General features: G+C 39.8%; 16 protein-coding genes. 10 read left to right on the top strand and 6 right to left on the bottom strand.

The window, feature by feature from the left end; all coding sequences use genetic code 11:
• Positions 1 to 23: 23 nt before the first annotated feature.
• Entirely contained in the window at positions 24 to 188 is a 165-nt protein-coding gene (locus tag I6N90_RS11275) for a hypothetical protein (protein WP_197935595.1), read from the top strand.
• On the opposite strand, the gene I6N90_RS24730 is transcribed toward I6N90_RS11275, so the two are convergent.
• The 3 genes from I6N90_RS24730 to I6N90_RS11265 all read right to left on the bottom strand — a co-directional run bounded on the left by I6N90_RS24730 (position 139) and on the right by I6N90_RS11265 (position 2015).
• Positions 139 to 612 carry a DUF2306 domain-containing protein gene (locus tag I6N90_RS24730; RefSeq protein WP_332262450.1) on the bottom strand — a complete coding sequence of 158 codons (474 nt, stop codon included), beginning with the start codon at positions 610 to 612 and terminating at the stop codon, positions 139 to 141. The genes I6N90_RS11275 and I6N90_RS24730 overlap by 50 nt on opposite strands.
• A gap of 67 nt (positions 613 to 679) precedes the next feature.
• Positions 680 to 1324 carry a TetR/AcrR family transcriptional regulator gene (locus I6N90_RS11270; protein ID WP_197935594.1) on the bottom strand — a complete coding sequence of 215 codons (645 nt, stop codon included), beginning with the start codon at positions 1322 to 1324 and terminating at the stop codon, positions 680 to 682.
• A gap of 115 nt (positions 1325 to 1439) precedes the next feature.
• Positions 1440 to 2015: a helix-turn-helix domain-containing protein gene (locus tag I6N90_RS11265; protein WP_197935593.1), complete on the bottom strand. Its 576-nt coding sequence runs from the start codon at positions 2013 to 2015 to the stop codon at positions 1440 to 1442.
• 470 nt (positions 2016 to 2485) lie between these two features.
• On the opposite strand from I6N90_RS11265, the gene I6N90_RS11260 reads away from it, so the two are divergent.
• On the top strand, positions 2486 to 3262 hold the full coding sequence (locus I6N90_RS11260; protein ID WP_197935592.1) for an ABC transporter ATP-binding protein: 777 nt from the start codon (positions 2486 to 2488) through the stop codon (positions 3260 to 3262).
• A gap of 259 nt (positions 3263 to 3521) precedes the next feature.
• Here I6N90_RS11260 and I6N90_RS11255 read toward each other — a convergent pair whose 3' ends face one another.
• A complete protein-coding gene (locus I6N90_RS11255) occupies positions 3522 to 4493 on the bottom strand; it encodes a LacI family DNA-binding transcriptional regulator (protein ID WP_197935591.1) in 972 nt (323 codons plus the stop codon).
• 206 nt (positions 4494 to 4699) lie between these two features.
• On the opposite strand from I6N90_RS11255, the gene I6N90_RS11250 reads away from it, so the two are divergent.
• Positions 4700 to 6904, top strand: coding sequence for a glycoside hydrolase family 3 N-terminal domain-containing protein (locus tag I6N90_RS11250; protein ID WP_197935590.1), 2205 nt, complete (start codon positions 4700 to 4702; stop codon positions 6902 to 6904).
• Positions 6905 to 7158: 254 nt separating this feature from the next.
• Here the strand turns inward: I6N90_RS11250 and I6N90_RS11245 are convergent, their stop codons facing one another.
• Both I6N90_RS11245 and I6N90_RS11240 read right to left on the bottom strand, forming a co-directional pair.
• Positions 7159 to 8031 carry a carbohydrate ABC transporter permease gene (locus I6N90_RS11245; RefSeq protein WP_197935589.1) on the bottom strand — a complete coding sequence of 291 codons (873 nt, stop codon included), beginning with the start codon at positions 8029 to 8031 and terminating at the stop codon, positions 7159 to 7161.
• Positions 8032 to 8073: 42 nt separating this feature from the next.
• On the bottom strand, positions 8074 to 8931 hold the full coding sequence (locus I6N90_RS11240; RefSeq protein ID WP_232242943.1) for an ABC transporter permease: 858 nt from the start codon (positions 8929 to 8931) through the stop codon (positions 8074 to 8076).
• A 237-nt stretch (positions 8932 to 9168) separates the two neighbouring features.
• On the opposite strand from I6N90_RS11240, the gene I6N90_RS11235 reads away from it, so the two are divergent.
• The 7 genes from I6N90_RS11235 to I6N90_RS11205 all read left to right on the top strand — a co-directional run bounded on the left by I6N90_RS11235 (position 9169) and on the right by I6N90_RS11205 (position 20686).
• Entirely contained in the window at positions 9169 to 11001 is a 1833-nt protein-coding gene (locus I6N90_RS11235; RefSeq protein ID WP_232242942.1) for a sensor histidine kinase, read from the top strand.
• Positions 10982 to 12589, top strand: coding sequence for a response regulator transcription factor (locus tag I6N90_RS11230; RefSeq protein ID WP_197935587.1), 1608 nt, complete (start codon positions 10982 to 10984; stop codon positions 12587 to 12589). Before I6N90_RS11235 ends, I6N90_RS11230 begins: the two co-directional genes overlap by 20 nt.
• 108 nt (positions 12590 to 12697) lie before the next feature.
• On the top strand, positions 12698 to 14377 hold the full coding sequence (locus I6N90_RS11225) for an ABC transporter substrate-binding protein (protein WP_197935586.1): 1680 nt from the start codon (positions 12698 to 12700) through the stop codon (positions 14375 to 14377).
• Between the two features lie 209 nt (positions 14378 to 14586).
• The gene (locus I6N90_RS11220) at positions 14587 to 16692 is read left to right on the top strand and encodes a methyl-accepting chemotaxis protein (RefSeq protein ID WP_197935585.1); all 2106 of its coding nucleotides are present in this window, start codon (positions 14587 to 14589) and stop codon (positions 16690 to 16692) included.
• A 113-nt stretch (positions 16693 to 16805) separates the two neighbouring features.
• Positions 16806 to 17666: an SDR family NAD(P)-dependent oxidoreductase gene (locus I6N90_RS11215; protein ID WP_197935875.1), complete on the top strand. Its 861-nt coding sequence runs from the start codon at positions 16806 to 16808 to the stop codon at positions 17664 to 17666.
• Positions 17653 to 19188: an AMP-binding protein gene (locus tag I6N90_RS11210; protein WP_332262438.1), complete on the top strand. Its 1536-nt coding sequence runs from the start codon at positions 17653 to 17655 to the stop codon at positions 19186 to 19188. The genes I6N90_RS11215 and I6N90_RS11210 overlap by 14 nt, the downstream gene beginning before the upstream one ends.
• An 82-nt stretch (positions 19189 to 19270) precedes the next feature.
• Complete coding sequence (locus I6N90_RS11205) at positions 19271 to 20686, top strand: MATE family efflux transporter (RefSeq protein ID WP_197935873.1); 1416 nt, start codon at positions 19271 to 19273, stop codon at positions 20684 to 20686.
• Positions 20687 to 20756: the final 70 nt, after the last annotated feature.

Raw genomic sequence — 20756 nt, 5'->3', positions numbered from 1 at the left:
TATCGTTGCTTAGGAGGGGTGGAATGAAAACAAAACCGACTGTTGTATTATTGATCAATTTATCACTATCAACAGTTTGGTACTTCACCCCTAAACGATATACATTTAACAGTGGTTATTATCAACTAGTTAAACGACCTATTTACTCCGTTTTCGAGGGCGCAAAAACTTATTTGTTATATACATAATTAGAGGAGTGCCTATTATGGTTGGGATGAACCAAAGTGATAAGTATGGAAGTCCTGTCACATATGAAACGGGCTCACCGTTTACTACTAGTACAGCAGTAATAACCCCGATATATGATCCGAGCATACCTGTGATATGTTTACGTAACCATTCTTTCCAGCGGAACTTTTTCGCCAAATAGCCATAGAGTGCAAGTGAATAAGAAAAGATTGCGATGTAAAAAAGATACTGTAATTGTGACCACCTCATTATGGACATGACGATAGCAGTAATAAACACAATTAGGTAGCAGGCATGATATAATTCGCCAATCTTAGTGTGTACACCTTTTCGTTTGCGTGCGAAAATGGCTACAGCCCCACTTAGTAAACAAATTGATCCGGCAACAATGTGAATGATGAGAAAAAATGAAAATGTAGGTATAATAATCCCTCCTCACTATAATTTGAATATTGATGAACGCTGTTCAGTTATGTTTTTTAAAAAAGGCCTACTGATGAAAGGCCTTATAGATCATCATTTTCGCAAGTTCAGTGAGATTTTCCGTTCTTTGTTCATCAAATCCTGGTATCTGGATTGCTAGCGCAACAATTCCATGCATGACGGACCAAAGGACGTCACTGTATACAATTGGGTCGCCAGGCTGCATTGCTCCGTGCTCAATAGCATAGGTCACTGTATCAGCCAGAACCTGAAAGGCTTCAACACGAAGATTGTTTTCCCCTTTCTGTGAGCCATTTAAATAATCGACTCTCCACATAAACATCAACCGATAGTAGGCTGGATTGTTTATTCCAAAATGGACATAAGCTTCAGCCAAACTGCTCAGTCGCTCCCATGGATCGTTACTTCTAATAGCTGCATCTGCAAGTTGATTGCGAAAAAGGGTAAATGTGTTATCGATTGATGTAAACAACAAATCGTCTTTATCATGAAAATATAAATATAAAGTAGCCGCTGAACAGCCTACTCTCATAGCTAACTTTCGCATAGAAAAATCGTGGTACCCTAGCTCCACGAACATTTCAGTTGCTGTGTGCAGGATGTGACTTCGAAGCTGTGCCTTTTGCCCATCACTTCGGTTGCGACTACCTTTGCGAAGTCCCTTTTCCTCTAACTCATCTGCGGTTGGCATATGTCCTCCAATAAATAAACAGTGTTTATTTATTTTTACTATATTTGTATGCGAATAGCAACAAGTTTAGCAAATGAAATAAAAAAGAGACATCTCTTCCTGTCGTATGAGGCTACTAAGGCACCCTTTGCAGGAAAAAATGTCTTTTTAATGGACAGAGTACAACTACCTTGTTACAGTAGGCTAACACTTTTTGTTGGAGTTCGAGGTTTTTTAATAAAACCTCTGGCGAGTATACTGCTGGCTGACCGTCAGAACTCACCATAAAACGATGGTCTACAAATAAGTGAAGCCCCCCTTTGCCGAATGCGGAGCAAATACCCATCACAACTGAACTAAGATAATTACAGTCCTCATAACCATTTAACAAGCCCTTAACTTGTAAAGCGAGTATTTTCTTTTCGTGATCGAGGTAATAATGAAATCTATTGGCGAATGGAATTTTAAAGTCTTGCTGTTGATAAGCAGGATGGATAGAAAACCTTTCATTGGAAAACAAATAAGGAATAGAAACCTTAAGAGCATCTGCAATTTTCGCAATGTTTAAAATGCTAATATTTCGATTCCCACTTTCTATCGAACTTATATAGCTGCGATCTAATTCAGAATAATGCGCTAATATTTCTTGTGACATACCTGCTCGAGTACGGAGTTCTTTAATACGTTGACCGAAATCAATTCGTATATCCATAGACGTAGCTACCCCTTCACATATTAAACTTTTTCAACGCTAACGAAATTGTTATTAAGTATGTCATTCCATCAGGGGTTTTTCTCTATGACGCTGCTACAAATGTCTTTATGAAAACGACATAATGATAGGCTACACTCATATAGAAATTTTGTATTAATAAAATTGATTTTGCCACACGTGGTCAGCATTACGCAACCTTTTTTTAACTTAATTACACTAAGTTCACATTAATGGAAAGCAGAAATTCTATTCCTCTACTATTCGAACATATTCACTTTGACTAAATAGTTTCAAGGAGTTTTTACAGCTACTACGCAATGAAAATCTCGATTACTAGTATTTAAAAACTTCTATAAATGTTTCTTATTGTCAACAGACATACATATAGACAAGGTCTATGATTAAATTAAGAAAACGGAAAAGCAACATTCCACAATAAATGGGAGGCTATCAATGGAGATCAAAAGATGAGAGCATTTCCTGAAAAATTACAAAAGCATATCCTAATTAACAATCTTTCGTTCACCTATGCAACGCATACGTCTCCCCAATTGAAAGGGATCAGCTTTATGATAAAACCAGGTGAAAAAATCGCTATTGTTGGCGAAAACGGGGCTGGAAAAAGTACGCTCGTAAAGTGTTTGTTAGGACTCTATATGCCTGACAATGGTTCGATTAAATTTGATGGAGTTGACATTCGTACAATAGATCCTAAGAGTTTACGTGAGCATGTATCTGCAGTATTTCAAGATTTTGAGAGCTACAATCTAACCGTTCGAGAAAACATCGCGATGGGTCACGGAAAAATTGATGATGATGCTTATGTAGAAGTCGCAGCAGCTAAAGCGGGAGTAGGAGAGTTAATCAAAAACCTTCCTAACGGGCTAGATACGGAGCTTGGTGCAATGTTTCATCAAGGGCACGAACTGTCTGGTGGGCAATGGCAGAAAATCGCTTTAAGTCGCGCATTTATGAGAGATGCTCAAATTGTGATTTTGGATGAACCAACAGCAGCTCTCGATCCAAGAGCGGAAGCAGAAATATACGATAATTTCGCAAAGCTATACGAAGGGAAAACCACTATAATGATTTCCCATCGTCTAAGCAGTTGTCGTTTTGCAGATAAAATTATCGTCTTGCATAACGGTGAAATTATTGAAGTAGGCAGCCATGAAGAGCTACTCCATCTAGAAGGCTCATATGCTGATATGTTCAACACGCAAGCAAAGCGATATTCAGCTTAATGGCTAATTAACACATAGTAAGAGAATGTATCTTTTATTATAAATTTAAGTAGATGATTTATGAGATTATAATTTTTCAATTGGATGGGATGATGTTGTTATGAATGAATCAAGTCTTTAGAATTGCGGCATAATTTGTCCAACAGATAATAATTTATTAAAATTATACTTCACTCTTGCAAACAATAAATGTACATGTGATCTTTGTACAAATTCATCTACAAGACTATAATTATTAGCCAAACTTAAATAAATATGGTTACCCACTAGACCTCACCGAGGCCCCTTCAACAAGAGTAACGTAAACTCGTTCATGATCAACAGTCTCGTCATTCAACATTTTAAGCAACTGCTCAGAAGCGAGCGCCCCCCACTTGCGCATCGAGTAGTTAATCGTCGTTAATCTAGGCTGAACGAATTGGGATAACTCAATATTATCGAATCCAATGAGATGAATGTGCTCACCGATTACAAGGTCGGTATGATTGCTAATGTAGCTGTATACGCCAATTGCCATCTCGTCATTAAGACAAAATACGGCGATTGGAGTCGTATATTCTGATGCGATATGTTTTGCAGCCACTTCGCCTGCTGCTTTAGTGAAATCACCCGTTATTTCATGTATATCCAACATAGGATTACGTTCAATAACTTGTTTGACCGCACGTAATCTTTGACTAGCATCGTAAGAGCTAGTTGGACCTGTTACAATGTATATGTTGGTATGTCCTTGCTCAATTAGATATTCAAGTGCAAGAGTTGCACCAGCTTTGTTGTCGAGCAGCACTTGATTAATATGTGAATGATCAAGCTCGCGATCTAATACAACCGCTTTATGTCCTTGCTTCATATATTGAAGCAGTTCTTCGTTTGTGAATGTCGCGTCGAGAATAATCGAGCCGTCGATCATCCTTTCGGCAATTAATCTGCGTGACTGTGCTCCGCTACACACGAGCAAATCATACCCTCGAACACTAAGAAAATCTTTAATTCCTTGTAACAAATCGCCATAAAAACTTCCGCTAAAATCCCTCAAAAAAATACCAATCATATTCGATTTTTTTGTCTTTAACAATCGAGCTGCTGCATGAGGCACGTAATTTAGTTCCTCGGCAATTTTTAAGATTTTCGCTGTCGTTTCTTTTGTTACTTTATCACTACCATTAAGGGCACATGAAACGGTAGATATCGAGACTCCAGCGTGCTTTGCAATATCTTTAATGCTTACCAAAGTACTCGCCCCTCTACAAAAATTGGTGAAACGTTTAGATTTTAACTATAACCGAACTAGAAATAGCATACAACCCTCTATATACTCCTATTTTTATCGTTATAATCCATTTGACAGCGGTAGAAAATGAGATTTATAATTCAATTATAGACTAATCGAAACGTTTCGATTCTGTTGAAATTACTCCTAGAGAGGTTGCGATAAACATGACAGATCAGAATCAACATATTCCAAACATGCAAATTAATAAAGTGAACTTAAATGAGCTAATTAGTCAAATGACGCTTGATGAAAAAGTAGCCCAACTTATTCAGCTGGCTGTGCCGTTTTATGAAGGAGCTGTAGGTGAAGGTCAAATTACTGGGCCTATGGATTCCCTCGGTATTAAAGAGGAAACAGTCCATAACTCAGGTTCTGTACTTGGCATTGCTGGTGCACAGGAAGTTATCAATGTACAACGTACTCATTTGAAGCATAACCGTCACGGTATTCCGCTCTTAATGATGGCCGATATTGTTCATGGTTTTAAAACGATCTTCCCAGTGCCGCTTGCCATTGGTTGTTCATGGGATATGGAGCTTGCAGAAAAGAGTGCAGAAATTGCTGCTAAGGAAGCGGCTGTTTCCGGTGTTCATGTTACTTTCGCACCGATGGTAGATCTAGTGCGTGATCCGAGATGGGGCCGAGTAGTAGAATCAACTGGTGAAGACCCATTCCTGAATGCTGAGTTCTCAAAAGCTTTCGTAAGAGGATTCCAAGGTAAGGATTTACCTAATGAAATGGATAGAGTAGCTGCTTGTGTTAAACACTTTGCAGCATATGGCGCAGCGGAAGCTGGTCGTGATTATAATACAGTCGATTTATCGGATCGCCAAATGCGTGAGTTTTATTTGCCAGCGTATAAAGCTGCTCTCGATGAAGGCTGCGAGATGGTTATGACTTCCTTTAACACGGTGGATGGTATCCCAGCAACGGGCAACTCCAAGTTAATGCGGAAGCTATTGCGTGAAGAATGGGGCTTTAATGGCATATTGATCTCGGACTGGGGAGCAGTTAGAGAATTGATCGCACATGGTATCGCTGCAGATGAATCCGAAGCAGCACTTAAATCAATCAAAGCTGGTGTCGACATCGAAATGATGACAGCTTGTTATGTCAAACATTTGTCCGAGCTAGTGGAAAATAAAGAAGTAGACGAAGCACTTATTGACGAGGCTGTACTCCGCATCCTTCAATTAAAAGAGAAACTAGGATTGTTTGAAAATCCTTATCGTGCTGCTGATCCAGAGCGTGAGAAAGAAATTGTATTCTGTGAAGCTCACCAAGAAGTCGCAAAAGATTTGGCGATCAAATCATGTGTCCTGCTCAAAAATGAGGGTGTTTTGCCACTTAAACGTGATCGTAAAATTGCATTAATCGGTCCTTTTGCTACTAACAACGATGTACTTGGACCATGGTCATGGACAGGCGCGAAGGAAGATGCGGTTACGCTCGCTGATGGAATGAGCAATAAGTTGAACGGACAGGCTGAGCTGTTAATAGCTGAAGGCTGCGGAATAGAGACAGAAACGAAGGAACAGTGGCAAGCTGCACTAACGGCTGCTAATGATGCTGAGATCATCGTTTTAGCTTTAGGAGAACATTCAGATATGAATGGTGAAGCGGCTTGCAGAGCAGATATTAAATTGCCTCACGTTCAGCTCGAATTAGTTCGTAAGCTTAAAGTATTGGGTAAGCCGATCGTAGTTGTACTATTTAATGGTCGTCCATTAGATTTACACGGTGTTTACGAGGAAGCTGATGCTATACTAGAAGCTTGGTATCCAGGTTCTCAAGCCGGCAGTGCTGTAGCTGAGCTGTTGTTCGGAGACGCTAACCCAAGTGGAAGATTAGTGATGTCGTTCCCTTACAGCGTAGGTCAAATACCTGTTTACTATAATGCTTACAACACTGGACGTCCGCAAGGTGCTCCAGATGCACAAGTTCGTTACGTGTCCCAGTACTTAGATATTCCAAATGAGCCATTGCTACCGTTTGGATTCGGACTTAGTTATTCTGATTTTGAATACGGTGAAGCTCAGCTATCTTCTGATGTTATAACCGTAACAGATCCAATCAAGCTTACAGTTAGTTTGACGAATAAAGGTAGTGTAGCTGGAGTAGAAACGGTTCAATTCTACGTTCGTGATATGTCGGGTGAGGTTGTACGTCCGGTTAAGGAGCTAAAGGACTTCCGCAAAGTACTACTTCAGCCGGGAGAAAGTACGGAGATTGAATTTGTCCTTACAGAGGAGCAGTTACGTTACTACCATTCTGATTTAACACATGAGAGCGACGCAGGTGCATTTGTTGCTTTCGTAGGTCCTAACAGTAAGATGAATGCACAGCTTCCATTTGTATTAAAGAAATAATTCATGCAAACTCTCGGCGGGCGTGTAATCCGAAAAAATCGGATTAAAGGCGTCGAAGCTCGAGCTACCCGAGCTCTAACCCGAAAAAATCGGGTTACACGCCCTATAGCCAGAGCAAAACGTAGAGCACCATCTCATAGGTCGATATCCCAATGAGATGGTGCTTTTCTACGTGGTATGCACAGCAAAAGGGCTGACTCGTAATGTTACGAGTCAGCCCCCATTTTGCAGCCATATTCATTAATTACTAGATGCTATTCTTTAACCGCACCAATGACAATCCCTTTTACGAAGAAACGTTGCAAAAGTGGATAAACGATCAAGATTGGCAGGGCACTAATAAAGATTTGTGATGCACGTAGTGTTCTTTCCGACATGCTTTCAATAACTAATAGATCGAATCCTGTTTTGCTGCCTTGAACGATAAGAGTTTGCATGAAACTTGCTAACGGCAGATTTTCAACACCCTTCATATAGATAAGTCCATCAAAGTATGCATTCCAGTGTCCTACCATCGTAAACAATGCAATTGTTGCGATAGCTGGCATAGAGATTGGAAGATAGATCGATATGAAGCTGCGGAAATGTCCGGCACCATCTATAAAAGTAGCTTCTTCTAATTCTTTTGGTACGTTACGGAAGAAGTTGAGGAGAAGAATAACATTATAGACAGCTACAAGACCAGGCAATATAAGTGCGAACAAATTATTCAGTAACCCCAGCTTCAGGATTAGGATATATCCTGGGATTAGGCCGACACTGAATAACATCGTAACGATAAAGTACCACAAGTATCCGTTTCTGCCGGGAAAAATTCGATTATCTTTAGATAACGCGTAAGCAGCAAGCGAGTTAACAACTAACGCAAGTGCTGTACCGATGATGGTACGTTTGAGTGATACGATAAGGGAAGTCATAAAGTTTTCATTTTCGAACGTTCTGGCGTAAGCATCTACATTAAAGTTAATTGGCCAGAAAGTAACGAGCCCGGCATTTGCTGCGGATGTGTCACTTAAGGAAACCATCAATAAGTGAAACAAAGGCAACAAACAACCGATTGATATCACAGCAAGAAATATATTGTTAAACACGTTGAAAATGCGATAAGGCACCGTTTTATGATACACGAGAAGTCACCCTTTCTAGGAAGCTGTTTCTAATAAAAGATGTTAGAAGATACGGTATCCAGCATATTTATGAGCTAGTTTGTAAGAGACAATAATTAATACTAAGCTGATCACTGATTTGAACAAACTTACAGCTGTTGCAAAACTAAATTGTCCACCTAGTAAGCCTTCTCTATATACGAATGTGTCAATAATATCACCTTGTTGATAGATCATCGGGCTGTACAAGTTAAACACTTGGTCAAAGTTTGCATTAAGTACGTTTCCAAGCGCAAGTGTAGCAACAACGATTAGAATCGGAATAAGTGCTGGTATTGTAATATGCATCGTTTGCTTGATTCTGCTTGCACCATCGACTTCAGCTGCTTCATATAGGGCTGGGTTAATACCAGCAAGTGCAGCGAGGAAGATGATCGTATTAAAGCCGAATTCCTTCCAAACATCACTGAAAATAATAGTGAGACGGAACCATGTGCCGTCGCCTAAGAAAAATATCGGTTTTATGCCGAATACGCTCGTGAGGAAAGAGTTAACGATACCAGTTTGAGCGAGCAAGTCTATCAAAATACCGCCAAGGGTAACCCACGATAAAAAGTGAGGCAAGTAGACGAGTGTTTGAATCGATCTTTTGAACGCCATATTCCGAACTTCGTTCAATAATAGTGCGAAGGTAAAGGGAATAATCAAATTTAGAACGATTTTGGAACAAGCGAAGATTACAGTGTTTAAAGTGATTTTCATGAAGTAATCATTTTCAAACATGTATTTAAAATGCTTCAGGCCAACGAATGGAGAGCCAGTAATTCCGAGTCCAGCCTTATAATCTTGGAACGCCATAACGATACCCGTCATTGGAAGGTAGGAAAAAATGAAAACCGTAATTACGGCTGGCAGTACCATAAGATGCAATGTCCAAGGAATTTTAAATCCTTTTCTCTTTCCTACTCCACGAGTGGATTTGAGATTGGGATGCGATGATGTGATTTGATCCATAGTTCTCTCCCTTTCTAAAATTTCATTTGTAAATGAGGTGTAGCCTTGCTATATATAATATCAACATGTACAAGGATCAAACTATAAGACATTATTAGGATCGATAGGGTTTTGTTATGGAAATTGTCGGGGGGAACGTTATTGATGTTAGGCAGAGGCATAAGTGTGGTCAGGAGAAGATTAGGTTCCAAGCTTAGTTTGTTTGCAAAAATGAATGGGTTGATCGTTCTCCTGTTTATTCCAGTCATCATTTTTTTTACGTACACCAATAAAGTGTCTATGAATGTAATTGATAAAGAACTTCAAGCGTCCAATTTAAAGCAACTATCCTTTTTCTCTAGTCAAATGGAGTCGCGTATCAATCAAACGATGGATTTTGTAGTTACCTTTTCCAGAGATCCGAACGTACGCAAGTTTAACGGACTAAACATTTGGGATGATCGTTATGATCGGATGCAGACGAGATATGTCATTCAAGAAAAGATGATGCTGCAATCTGGAGTTATGAGTATTTGGCCTGTTGAGTTCACCTTATATTCGCAGCTCAATAAAGAGGCTATTTCAAATAAAAAAAGCGCGGTACATTACGATGAACAATATTTAAAAAGAAATGTGATTGGTAAATGGTCTTACGGTGATGGAGAAGAAGCAACATCTAACAAACCTATAGCCTTTCATTGGTTTTATTCGGATACATTCGGAGAACAGGATGAGCTTAAAGGGAATGATTTAGTCGTTCAAGCAAGTTTTTACCATGAAAACATTCAAAATATGTTAGACACCTACAAAGCAGGCGGACAAGGTGATCCTTTGTTATATCATAAGGGGTATTCACCGATTTTAAACCGAACTGCAGATATAGAACTATCGTCAGAGCTAGTTCGATACTTAAACGGAATAAATGTTGAAGATTCCATGCAAAGTGTTGTTGAGCTCGATAATAAGAGATACTTAATTAGTTCTGTGAAATCAGAGTCCTTAGGATGGTATTTAGTCGATATTGCACCGCTGGAACAAATATTAGGACCGATTTCGTTTAATCGAAATTTGTTTTATGCCGCAATGCTGCTTCTTTTTTTAGTCGGAGTTGCTGCTTCGGTACTGCTTTATCGTAATGTCCAAAGACCAATTCGCAAGCTAATGTTAGGTTTACAAAGTGTTCAACGAGGAGATTTTTCGGTACGAATGAATTCAAATGTAAATAACGAATTTGCCTTTCTGTTTTATCGGTTTAACGATATGTCGAAGCAAATTCAAAGTCTAATAGAAAACGTCTTAAACGAAAAGTTAAGAGTAAGGGAAGCGACATTAAAGCAATTACAAGCGCAAATAAATCCGCATTTCTTATACAACTGTATTGGATATATGATTAATATGTCCCAGATGAAGGATGAAGAGGCTGTTGTTTCTATGGGTCACAATTTGAGTGCATATTATCGTTATATGACCAGATTGGAGCGGCCAACTGCTTCACTTTCAGATGAAGTAGGGCTTATTATTAACTATTTAGATATTCAGAAGCTTCGTAACCCTAGAATTCATTATCATATCGACATTCCGAATGAGATGATGTGGCAGGAAGTGCCTCGTCTGATCCTTCAGCCAATCGTAGAAAATGCCGTTATTCATGGAGTAGGAAAAACGTATGCTTCGGGTGAAATTCGTATTACTGGTGTAATGGCGGATGGTCTCTGCAAGCTAACGATAGATGATGATGGACCTGGAATGACAGATGAACAATTGGACGCGTTAAATCGTAAAATGGAACAACCGCTGCAAGAAGAAATGGGATATGGCTTCTGGAATACGAACCAGCGTATTATGCATCAATTCGGAGGAAGGTCGCGACTTACTTTCATGAAATCTGACATTGGAGGGTTTCGATCAGAGTTGATGTGGGAAATACCTACAGGTGATGAAGAACGCCATCATTCGAATCAAGAAGGAGAACGTACACATGCAAATGATCATCGTTGATGACGAAGCCCATTGGGTAGACAACCTATCCACAACAAAGCCGTGGCACAAATTAGGAATTGAACAGGTTCATAAAGCTTACTCCGCACAAGAAGCGTTACAACTAATCGAAACCTATCCGATAGATATCGTCATTTCGGATGTTCTTATGCCAGAAATGACGGGACTAGAGTTGCTTGAGAAAATCCGTGAACGTGACAAACGGATCAAATGCATTATTTTGTCAGGATACTCTGACTTTGAATATACGAAAGAAGCGCTTAGAAATCAGGCAGTGGATTATTTGCTTAAACCACCAACAGATAACGAATTACTCGGAGCTGTGAAATCGGCCATTGAACAGTTAGAAAGAGAATGGGGGAGTGTAAGCTCTTATGAGCGAGTGGAACATATTCTTAGAGAAAATCTTCCTTTATTACGAGGTCAATTATTGCTGAACGCTTTGCGTGGAGAACGATTGTCGATGGAAGAATGGAGTCGTAAGCTGGAAAGTTACAACTTGCCTCTTAGTTTTGGAGAAAGTGCACTTCTTCTAGTCAGAATGGAAGAAGAGTTTGGAGAGTTTCGTAATCGGGGTCAAAATTTAATGGAATATGCCATTATTAATATAGCCGAAGAGATTTTCGGTGAATTTGCTCATGTGTGGAGCGTTAAGGAAGAACACGGTTATTTAGCATTTTTACTTCAAATCAAAGACGGGCAATCGAATGCTTCACAAGAAATAAAGTTTGAGAAAGCAGCGATGCAGCTCCAAGCGAAAGTAAAACAATTTTTAAAAGGATCATTATCGATTGTGATGACTGAGCCATTTCTATTTCCTGAAAAACTTACAGATCGCTATCGGCATGCACTTGCTTACTTTCGGCAGATCGTTGGGGAAGAACGAGAGTTTGTCATGCGAGCAGGTGACTTAGCTAATCATGTACCACAAGGGGTACTCGACATTATACATGCTCCACCAGCGCTGAAAAGTTTACTAGAGGCTGGTCGGTGGGATTCAGCGGAAGATAAGCTTTCGCAAATATTTGCTGAGCTTGATGAGAAGTGGTCGGATTCATGGGAACATTGCCTAGAAGCGGGATACGTAATCGCTTCGTCATTTACTCATTATTCACATCGCAACGGACATACACTTGAAGGAATATTAGGTCAAGATATTGAACTTTTGCAAAATGGTGAAGCATTTTCATCCATCAGTAAGCTTCGTAGTTGGGCATTTCGTACAATGGGCAAGCTTAAGGAAGGGGCATCATCTGAAGTAAAAGATATTCGCTCGATATATGTCAAGAAAACACAACGATTTGTTGAAGCAAACTTACATCATGATGTTTCGCTCCGAGCACTCGCAGATCATGTAAATCTTCACCCAACTCATCTTTCTAAATTATATAAGATTGAGACTGGTGAGGGAGTAAGTGATTTCGTATCGCGGCTTCGTATGGAAACGGCTTGTCATAAGCTGAAAACAACGGACAAAAAGGTATATGAAATTAGTGCAGAGATCGGTTATTTGGACCCTGCCTACTTTATCAAAGTTTTTAAAAGACAGTTCGGAACGACACCACAGGAATATCGAGAAGGAAATTAACAACATGACAGAGTCCTATGGAAACTGAAATAATCCTATAGATGATCTCCTAGGCGCGTTGGTAAAGTAAGACTATAAACCATCTCATACAGCAGGGGGACAATCGAAATGGGTAAATTCAAAAAACTATTGTTGCCGCTCATTGCATTGACGCTTATCGTGTCAGCATGTGGCAAAGATGACAACAAAGGTAGCACTGCAGACAAAGGCAAGGATGGCGCAGGAGTAACAACAAATGCTCCGGAAACTGTTTTTGAAAAAGGTAAATATGACCCACCAATCGAAATTAGTACAATTATTATGCCAAAGGAATATACCAAAGGTGAATCAAAAGAAAACAACGTTCATGATCGTTGGATGCTTGAAACTCTTGGTATGAAACATAAAAACACATGGTATCCAGCAGGTGATGCCCAGTATAGACAACAACTTCAGCTAGCACTTACATCTGGTGAGAAACTTCCTGACTTTGTAATGGTACCTTCAGATCCAGTACTTACGAACCAGCTTATTGATTCCGGGCAGTTCCTTCCGATTGAAGAGTTGTTCGAGAAGTATGCGACGCAAATATGGAAAGACCATGCAAAAGAGAATCCAGAGCTTTGGTATCCGTTCACAAAGGACGGCAAGAAATGGAATCTTCCAATTCTAGAGTATACGGATAATGACGATACGATTTTGTGGCTTCGCGAAGATTGGATGACTAAGCTTAAGCTTGAAGCACCAAAAACGATCGCAGATCTAGAAAACATTATGGACAAGTTCAAAAACCAAAATCCGGATGGCTTAGCTCCTAAAGATGTTTATCCGCTTGCGATATCCATGAAAGGTAAAACGAATACGTGGATGGGCGGACTTGATTGGTTCTTCGGAGCATATGGTGCTGTTAATGAGCAATGGAACAAAGACGCTAATGGCAATCTAGAATATGGTTCTGTTAATCCAGGAACGAAACAAGCGCTTGCTAAGCTGCAAGAATGGATGGAGAAAGGTTATATTCACCCTGACTCTGCACTATGGGCTGAAGACAAAGCAGCTGAAAACTGGACTAAAGGTAGTGCAGGAATATTGCCAGGTGCGAACTGGGTTCCAGACTGGCCAGCTCCAGATTTGATCAAAAACGTACCAGGTTCAGAGTACAAAGCTTATCCAATACCAGCAGGTCCGGATGGACATATCGGTACGAAATGGCAAAACTCAGGTGTTAACAGCAGCTTTATGATTAATAAAGATGCAAAAAATCCAGAAGCAATTATTCTTTACTATAACTACTTGCTTGAAAATTTGGCAGACCCAACAGCAGGAAGCAAGTATGAATATGGATTCGCGCAAGGTTATGACTGGGATATGGTAGACGGCAAACCAACAACAGATAAAGAAAAAATTGAAGGTTTCTTTGATAAATTCCCGTATATTACTGGACCTGCTCGTATTCCAAACCTTTATATGAGTACGCTAGTTAAACTAGCTAATGGTGAAGAAGCGAAAACACCTTACGAAAAACAAATTGCTACTTTCCGTAAACCAGAAAACTGGTATGCAGCAAAAGTCGTAATGTCACAACTAGACATTCGTAAACAAAACTACTTTACAGGTGCAGCAACTCCTACAATGATTACAAAATGGAACTTGCTTAACCAATCCGAGCTAGAAACGTTTAATAAAATTGTATATGGCAAATTGCCTGTTGATGCATTCGATGAATTTGTGAAGAGCTGGAATGCAAACGGCGGCGAGCAAATTACGAAAGAAGTAAATGAATGGTACCAATCGGTTACTAAAAAATAATAGTAGTATTTAAAATAGTAATCAGAAAAAGGCGTTGTTTCGTAAGTAGAGTAATCTACTTATGGGACAGCGCCTTAACTATTTTGGTCAACAATATAGTTAAGAAAAAATTGTTGAGTTTACTGTAGAATTAGCTGCTCAGCCCCTTAATTTTATGTCGTAATATGTCGATTAATGTAGAGTAAAGTCAACATGGGGGAGCGAGATGTATGCGTTTTTATCGAAAGTTATCTTTATCAGCAAAGTTAATCGGTTATTTGTTGGTAACATTGATCATTGTATTTGGTGTATATGGTACGGTGAATCTCAACTCGCTGAAGAAAATCAGTATCGAGAAAGCTGAAGTTGAAGCACACAGTGCTGGTGGTGCTTACTCTGAGCTTATTATTTCTGCGATGCATGGTTATGAATCAACACTCACTACATTATCTCAATCATTAGTTAGTATGAGTGAAGTTGGAAGTCGTGATGATGCAGAGAAGTTGTTAAAAAATATCCTTGAAGTCAACCCAAAAATAAATGGTATATATACACTTTGGGAGCCAAATGCATTTGATGGAAAAGATGTTGAAATTGCAGCAAATAAAGGAGTAGCAATTGATCCTACAGGGCGGTTTAACGTTTATTTTGTACGCAATGAGGGGAAGATCCAGCGGCAAATATTAGCGGATTATATGCAAGAAGGTGTTGGAGATTATTATTCGGTAACAAAGAAGACGAAGCAACTTCAATACATAGATCCGATTGTTTATGAAGTAGCTGGCAAAAAGGAATTAATAAGTACAATAGTTAAGCCTATTCTGAACAGTAAAGGTGAAGTTTTGGCTATTGTCGGAATGGATCTATCCATGACAGAATTGCAGGAAGCGGCTGCAACGTTTACTCCGATGGGTGGATATGTATCATTGGTAACAGGTGCTGGTCTATATATAGCTAACCCTAACGACCCAGATTCCATTGGCAAACATTTCGGCGACAACCCAGGCAAGCTAAAATTGTGGAATGCACTTATGAATGGGAAATCATCCTCTGCTTATACGATCAACTCGAAAAACAAAGAGGTTTTGCGAACATTTGATACACTTGATTTGCCTGGTTCGAAGCAAGTGTGGTATACACAGACTGCAGTTGAGAAGGAAGTTATTTTAGCAGACTATGAAAAAAGCAGATTCCTTACTAACGTAATGACAATTAGTGCAATGCTGCTCGTTGGTTTTGTCGTATTTATTACGGTGAAAATAATGATTGTGAATCCAATCCGAATTCTTATGGGCAAGATGAAAGAGATGGCCGAGGGAGACTTAACCGGACAGATTAAGATTTATAAAAAAGATGAGATCGGTCAGATGGGAGAAGCTTTTAATACGATGTCTCTGAAGCTAAGAGATATGTTTAGGCAAATCTCTGATTTGGCGATGTCAGTAGGTGCTACTTCACAGCAGCTTACTGCAGGAGCAGCTGAAACAAGCAGAGCATCGGAAACGATTGCCGAATCGATTCAAGCTGTGGCGGAAGGTGCACAGTCGCAAAGCCGTACTGCTGAGGATACATCTCGTGCTATTCTTGAGATGGCTGAAGGTGTTATGCGAATATCTGAATCCAGCGGTGAAGTAACGACTTCTACGGAAGAAGTTGCGACCCAAACTAGACGTGGCAATGAACGCATTCAACTAGCTGTTGATAAAATGGACTCTATTCACCTTACTGCAACTGAAACGGAATCGGCACTACGCAAACTAGCAAGTAAATCCGAGGAAATTGGTAGCGCGGTTCAACTAATAACGGATATTAGTGTTCAGACTAATTTACTTGCATTAAATGCCGCTATTGAAGCATCAAGAGCAGGTGAGCACGGTAGAGGGTTTGCCGTAGTTGCTGGTGAGGTGCGGAAGCTTGCAGAAGGTGCTAAAGCTGCTTCTAGTAAAATTGCTACGATTATTAAGGAAGTTCAAGCAGAAACGAGATTAGTAGAAGCATCAATGAAAAGAAGTGTAAGTGAAATTGAAGTAGGTGTGGATGCTGTTAATGTAAGCGGGGCGTTATTTACATCCATATTGAAGGAGATCGAAGCGGTGAATGATCAGTTGCAAGAGGTTTCTGCTGCATCGGAGCAGATGACTGCTGGTACTCAGCAAATATCTGCTACGGTTACGTATCAGTCAGAGCTTGCAGATAAAGCGTCTGCCGAGGCGCAAAGTGTAGCAGCAGCAGCGGAAGAGCAACTTGCTTCGATGGAACAAATAAGTGCAGCGTCAGCTTCACTAAGTGATATGGTACAGGATCTTCTAGATAACCTGTCCCAATTTAAAATTTAACGGCTGGAATATTGTGCTAAAATAGAGATGCAGGTGGATTGAAGTAGCCAAGGCGTTTCCGTAAGGGAAACGTCTTGGCTATTTGTAGAAATCTCACACATAGGATGATGCCGATGCATTCGTATAGCCTATTAGAAAAAGTGCTATTTTTACCGACACGATTGAACAAAAATAAACTTTCGTATACGTTACGCGGAAAGACGATTTTGATTACAGGAGCTAGCTCTGGTATTGGTGAGCAGTTAGCTTATTTACTTGCGCTATTTGATGTTCATCTTATTCTAGTAGCTAGAAGGGAAAACAAACTATTTACTATGAAAGCAAATATCGAAAAAAACGTTGCAAAGGTGAGTGTCTATCGGGCTGATTTAAGAGATGGGGATGAGATGGACGGATTGTTAACCTTTCTTCATGGGCTGCCAGGTGGTGTCGATATTATGGTGAATAATGCAGGCCATTCCATAAGACGTTCTATTATGGACTCATTGGACAGGAGTCACGATTTTACACGAACGATGGCGATCAATTATTTGGTCCCCGTGCAGATTCTACTGTCCGTCATACCACAGCTCAAGAGCAATAAGGGCCAAATTATTAATGTCTCTACGATAAATACTTCATTAATTCCTCTTCCATATTGGGCTGCATATCAAGCGTCAAAAACAGCTTTTGATACTTGGCTAAGGTCTACTGCACCCGAGCTTCATGCATGCGGGATCACAACAACATCCCTATATCTTCCTTTAGTAAGAACACCGATGATTTTGCCAACGGCTTCTTATGCAAATAAGCCAGCTATGAGCCCAGAACATGTTGCTGCGATGATTGCGAAATCCATGTATACGAAACGTAAACGAATAATGCCGTGGTGGCTCATATTCGTACAACTTGCATCTATTTTGTTCAGAGGGGTGTGGGATTGGGCGTTGCCAAACGTACTGCGAAGGAGGGGAAAGAGCAGTGGGCTTCATTAAACTGCTAGAGGTACTGTATAAAATTAAAATGTTATCTCCACAATCTTTGTTAAGATTATTTACTGCAATTTATCAATACGGAATCAATGTCATGACATTGATTAAAGTTGCAGAAAGAACCTATGGCGAAAGAACCGCATTGATTGATGATCGTGAAACAATAACTTATTCCGAGCTAATGTCCGAATCTGAGCGGCTAACGACTATTTTCCATATAAAGTACGGAATTGGGAGCGGTCAAAAAGTCGGTTTGTTGTGCAGAAACCACGTCTCTTTAGTAAAGTCCATCTTTGCATCTTCACTTGCAGGTTCCGATATTTACTTGCTTAATACAGAGATGAGCTTAGGTCAGCTTAATCAACTTCTAGATGCTCATCCATTTGACCTTATTGTATACGATGAAGATTTAAGTGCACTATTGAAACAATCATCGTATACAAGGGAACGGATAATGAGCTATCATGATCATTCCCCTGCCATCAATAATTTGCACCGAATGTTCCAATATGAAGGAGGCATGCGAAAGCGTACCTCTTCCAGTACGTTAATGCTGCTAACGGGAGGTACAACTGGCAAAGCAAAAAAAGTCGCGCATAAACCTTCGTTGTTTAATTACTTGTATCCATTCTCAGCGCTTCTTACTAAACTAAATTTACTGAAACATCGTTCAGCATATATTGCAACACCCATTTATCATGGATACGGGATAGCAATCCTACTATTATGTATGGCACTAGGAAAAAAAGTTGTGTTAACTGCTAGTTTCAACGCTGCAAAGGCATGCAATCTAATAAGAGAGCACGAAGTCGAAATTGTAACCGTCGTTCCATTAATGGTACATAAAATGTTAGCGCATAATGTGGCAGACTTGAAGTCACTCGCTTGTATCGCATCAGGCGGTGCAGAGTTAAGTCCTAAACTGGTAGCCGATGTGTCGAGCTCATTAGGAGATGTTTTATTTAATTTGTATGGAACTTCAGAAGCGGGTCTCAACATCGTTGCTACTCCACAACATTTAACTTACTCTTCAATTACAATTGGCAAAGTCATTAGCGGTGTCCGATTAAAGGTACTGGATGCAAAGCGTAATAAAGTTGCTGACGGAACGATAGGGCAGTTATGTGTTCGAAATCGCTGGTCCATGCGTAATCGAAAGGATATATGGATCGAAACAGGTGATTTAGGATATCGGGATGAGCAGGGGTACTATTTTCTTAGAGGAAGAGTCGATGATATGATCGTTTCCGCCGGGGAAAATGTATATCCGATTGAGATTGAGCAAGTTCTCATCCATCATCCATTAATTGAAGATGTAGCTGCAGTTGGTGTGACGGACGAACGTTTTGGACAAAGATTGAAAGTGTATGTTCAAATGGCTCCGAACAATAAAATTACTGAAGCTGACATTATGGAATGGTTACGACCTAGAATTGCTAGATATCAAGTGCCGAAAGAGATTGTGTTTGTCGAGCAGGTGCCATATACCCACTTGGGTAAGCGTAACAAAAAAGTTTTGAAATAAAATTTCAAATCACAGTAGAGATGTTGTTTTTTTGTTATAATTAGAATTGTTCGACAATGACGATGATCTTAAGACACAGTTTATGAAAAGAAGTGATGATGCAGTGAATGGCATACGATCAATGATTCATAGAAAAAGCGAACCGATGTTAAACAAATATTTTTCGGGAAGCTCAATGGACTACAAGCAAATATTTGCAATTATTATTCCGATATTTGTGGATTCTGCGTTTATTGTACTGATGGCGTTAATGAATACAGCAATGATAAGTTCTTCAGGAGTAGCTGCTGTTAGTGCGGTTAGTATGGTAGATTCGATTAATATGTTTATCATTAATTTATTTATCGCTGTAGCGACAGGTGGTACGGTCATTGTTGCTCAATACAAGGGCAGTGGAAATCAGGAGATGGTTACGAAGGCGGCTTCACAATCTATTTCATCGGTAGCGATTGTATCCGTGTTAATTACCGCATTAGTTTTAATCTTTCATGAATCCACTTTGAACATGCTATTTGGCAATGCGGATGCGGATGTCTTGTACAATGCGAAGATCTTTTTAATAGGTAGTTGCATCTCTTATCCTTTTATTGCGATTTATCAGGCTGTAACGGGTGTACTTAGAGGTGTTGCCGAGACGAAGGCATGTTTGATGTTATCGTTAATATTGAATGTCTCTTATTTTGGATTGAATATTTTGTTCATAAAAGTGTTTGATATGGGTGTAGTAGGTCTTTCAATCTCACTCGTTGTAGCACGAGTGCTTGGTATGGTCGTTTCGATTATTTATTTACTTAAATATAATCAATCTCTTCGTTTTAAGATCAAGGAAACGTTTCGTGTCCACTTTTCGATTTTGAAAAAAATTATGTTCATCGGCCTTCCATTTGCTGCTGAAGGGATGTTCTTTAATGGCGGAAAGCTATTAACGCAAACGTACATCGTTCAGCTCGGAACGCTCGCGACTACAGTAAATGCAATCAGCAATTCTTTATCGATGTTGTTTCAAATCGGAGGAACCGCTTTAAGTGTCGCTATCGTTACTGTAGTTGGACAAAGTATCGGACGAAAAAATATCGCGGATGCTAGAAAGTTTATAAAATCCTTTTTAGGTCTTTCAACCGTATTTTTTGTACTAGTTACAGGAGTTATCTTGATATTATTTCCGCTCCTCGTAAACATGTACGCCCCGCCAAAAGAAATCGTCCCTGACATCTTTACTCTGATGCTGCTGATAGGAATTGCGCAGCCGTTTCTTTGGTCATTAAGTTTTATATTGCCATCGGCTCTAAGAGCCGCAGGGGATTCGAAGTTCACGTCTGTAGCTTCTTTACTGACCATGTGGCTATTACGCATCATACTTGGTTATATTTTAGGAATTACGCTTGGATTCGGTCTTTTAGGAGTCTGGATTGCGATGGTTGCTGAATGGGGAGTACGAGGGTTTATCTTTGCATGGAGGTTTAAAGGGGATAAATGGTACCAACATAAACTCATATAGTGCTAATCGCTTTGCTCTTTCTTTAAGGGGCAAGGCGATTTTTTGTTTATTATGGATCTTGACGGTTAAA

The sequence above is a fragment of the Paenibacillus sp. GSMTC-2017 genome (assembly GCF_016019935.1).
GTDB lineage: Bacteria > Bacillota > Bacilli > Paenibacillales > Paenibacillaceae > Pristimantibacillus.
Note: the sequence above shows the minus strand (reverse complement) of the source record. Positions and strands in the feature narration are given on the sequence as shown.

Coding starts and splice junctions, on each gene's coding strand:
- I6N90_RS11275 (WP_197935595.1), top strand. CDS start 24: ATGAAAACAAAACCGACTGTTGTATTATTGATCAATTTATCACTATCA.
- I6N90_RS11270 (WP_197935594.1), bottom strand. CDS start 1,324: ATGCCAACCGCAGATGAGTTAGAGGAAAAGGGACTTCGCAAAGGTAGT.
- I6N90_RS11265 (WP_197935593.1), bottom strand. CDS start 2,015: ATGGATATACGAATTGATTTCGGTCAACGTATTAAAGAACTCCGTACT.
- I6N90_RS11260 (WP_197935592.1), top strand. CDS start 2,486: ATGAGAGCATTTCCTGAAAAATTACAAAAGCATATCCTAATTAACAAT.
- I6N90_RS11250 (WP_197935590.1), top strand. CDS start 4,700: ATGACAGATCAGAATCAACATATTCCAAACATGCAAATTAATAAAGTG.
- I6N90_RS11240 (WP_232242943.1), bottom strand. CDS start 8,931: ATGGTACTGCCAGCCGTAATTACGGTTTTCATTTTTTCCTACCTTCCA.
- I6N90_RS11235 (WP_232242942.1), top strand. CDS start 9,169: ATGTTAGGCAGAGGCATAAGTGTGGTCAGGAGAAGATTAGGTTCCAAG.
- I6N90_RS11230 (WP_197935587.1), top strand. CDS start 10,982: ATGCAAATGATCATCGTTGATGACGAAGCCCATTGGGTAGACAACCTA.
- I6N90_RS11225 (WP_197935586.1), top strand. CDS start 12,698: ATGGGTAAATTCAAAAAACTATTGTTGCCGCTCATTGCATTGACGCTT.
- I6N90_RS11220 (WP_197935585.1), top strand. CDS start 14,587: ATGCGTTTTTATCGAAAGTTATCTTTATCAGCAAAGTTAATCGGTTAT.
- I6N90_RS11215 (WP_197935875.1), top strand. CDS start 16,806: ATGCATTCGTATAGCCTATTAGAAAAAGTGCTATTTTTACCGACACGA.
- I6N90_RS11205 (WP_197935873.1), top strand. CDS start 19,271: ATGAAAAGAAGTGATGATGCAGTGAATGGCATACGATCAATGATTCAT.